This window comes from Micrococcus lylae (assembly GCF_900163825.1).
Lineage (GTDB): Bacteria > Actinomycetota > Actinomycetes > Actinomycetales > Micrococcaceae > Micrococcus > Micrococcus lylae.
In genome coordinates this window covers 1-1,480 of sequence record NZ_FUKP01000070.1, presented here as the reverse complement: position 1 = coordinate 1,480, position 1,480 = coordinate 1, and the positions used below count along the sequence as shown (strand labels likewise).

Here is a 1,480-nt window from a genome sequence, read left to right as displayed (position 1 = left end):
GATGCGCTCGGACAAGTACGCCCGGAACTATCACGCCGGGCTCAGTCTCGCAGCGACACTGCACTGGCTCGCGACCATCCTTTAGTAACACGCCCTAAGAGATGGCCTCACACCCATGGGCAGAATGGGGAATCGCCTCAAGATGGGGCAGAAATATACCCATTGGAGGAGAGGCTGTCATATTCTAAACCATGTCGCGTTTGGATATTTGGATCTAACCTTTTCATTCTCACTGCCATTGGGAGGCGCGCCCTTGCCATTAGGCTCAAAGATGCGCGTATTTAGCATATCAATGACAAACGCGGAGAACGATTCGTATTCCGAGACACGATTGATGAAGTCCTCTTCTATAGCGACTACAAAAGTCTCCATATTCGCCACCCTCTCAATGACCATAGTCACTCTTCCTGAGCTATCGAGTTCTACTCTCAGGATTCGGGCACTTGGATCATTTAGATGGACAGGCCTTAGTTGTCGTTCGAAATCTTCAGTTATATTCATCGGAATATGCTGATTTCACCGCTTTCATGATGCCACTTTCTAATCCTGAATAAAACTCGAGCGGTTGTCCTTTTTGATGCGATTGACAACCTCATCACATGTTTCCTTGACGGGGGCTCCCGGTTCACTATAAGTCAGCTCGTAGAACTCCACTTCACCTTCGCCACTCTTAAGCTTCTGCGCGATGGAGGCGGAATCATCCGTGCCTGAAGTAGAATCTCTATCTACGCTCGCTGTCGTAGAACCCCCTCCCGACAAGGCATAGTCAACCCAATCCGGGCACCACTTTGTTCCTTCGCAGTAGGTAGTCATAGAACCCAGCCTGCCGCCAACAGTCTGGTTGTAGTAGACACTCTTATATGCGGTTTCGGCGACCCCGCGTATCTTGATCTGCTTTTCTGCCCAGCAAACCCCGCGAACACATCGCTTCTTGATCGCCCAAGCATGGTAGACCCTCTGTGTCCCCTGCTTTTCAGCGTTTGTACTGCGGATAACAAACTGGATCGAACTCACACTTCGAATATTGTGTTTGTAATAAGCCTTGTCCTTCCCAAATCCTCGGTCGGCATCTGAATCATAGAACCCCAGTCTAATTGGAATAGAAGCTCCATAAGTGTCGGTTGCATATCCCATGATCTGGCGGGATGGATAGCCGGGTGGAGGAGCTGCGGCCGTAAGAGTCGGGATTAGGGTTGCAGCGGCAATGAGAGCAACTGCCGGACGAAAAATATTCTTCATGCCAGCCATCCTTTGGGGCATAGAAAAGATAGGAAATACACCCGTCTCCGCGGTCACGCTGCCGACGTCGCTCGCTGGCCCGCGTTCGTGATGTTCACCCCATGCTAGCCCCATAGCTGAGAACCACGCCACTAGGGCGTGTTGCTAAAGGGGCTCTTCACAATCGAGGGTGTAGACGGGCTCTTCACAATCGAGGGTGTAGACGGGGCTTGAATCCTCCACTCTCGAGCAAGGACCTAGC

General features: G+C 51.4%; 2 protein-coding genes. Both read right to left on the bottom strand.

All coding sequences use genetic code 11. The features are described 5' to 3' along the window. Positions 1–177: 177 nt before the first annotated feature. On the bottom strand, positions 178–402 hold the full coding sequence (locus FM125_RS11870) for a hypothetical protein (protein WP_141756397.1): 225 nt from the start codon (positions 400–402) through the stop codon (positions 178–180). 138 nt (positions 403–540) lie between these two features. Then, the gene (locus FM125_RS11865) at positions 541–1,248 is read right to left on the bottom strand and encodes a hypothetical protein (protein WP_143745346.1); all 708 of its coding nucleotides are present in this window, start codon (positions 1,246–1,248) and stop codon (positions 541–543) included. Positions 1,249–1,480: the final 232 nt, after the last annotated feature.

Excerpts from the sequence above, each read along its gene's own strand:
- FM125_RS11865 (WP_143745346.1), bottom strand. The coding sequence starts at position 1,248 with ATGGCTGGCATGAAGAATATTTTTCGTCCGGCAGTTGCTCTCATTGCC.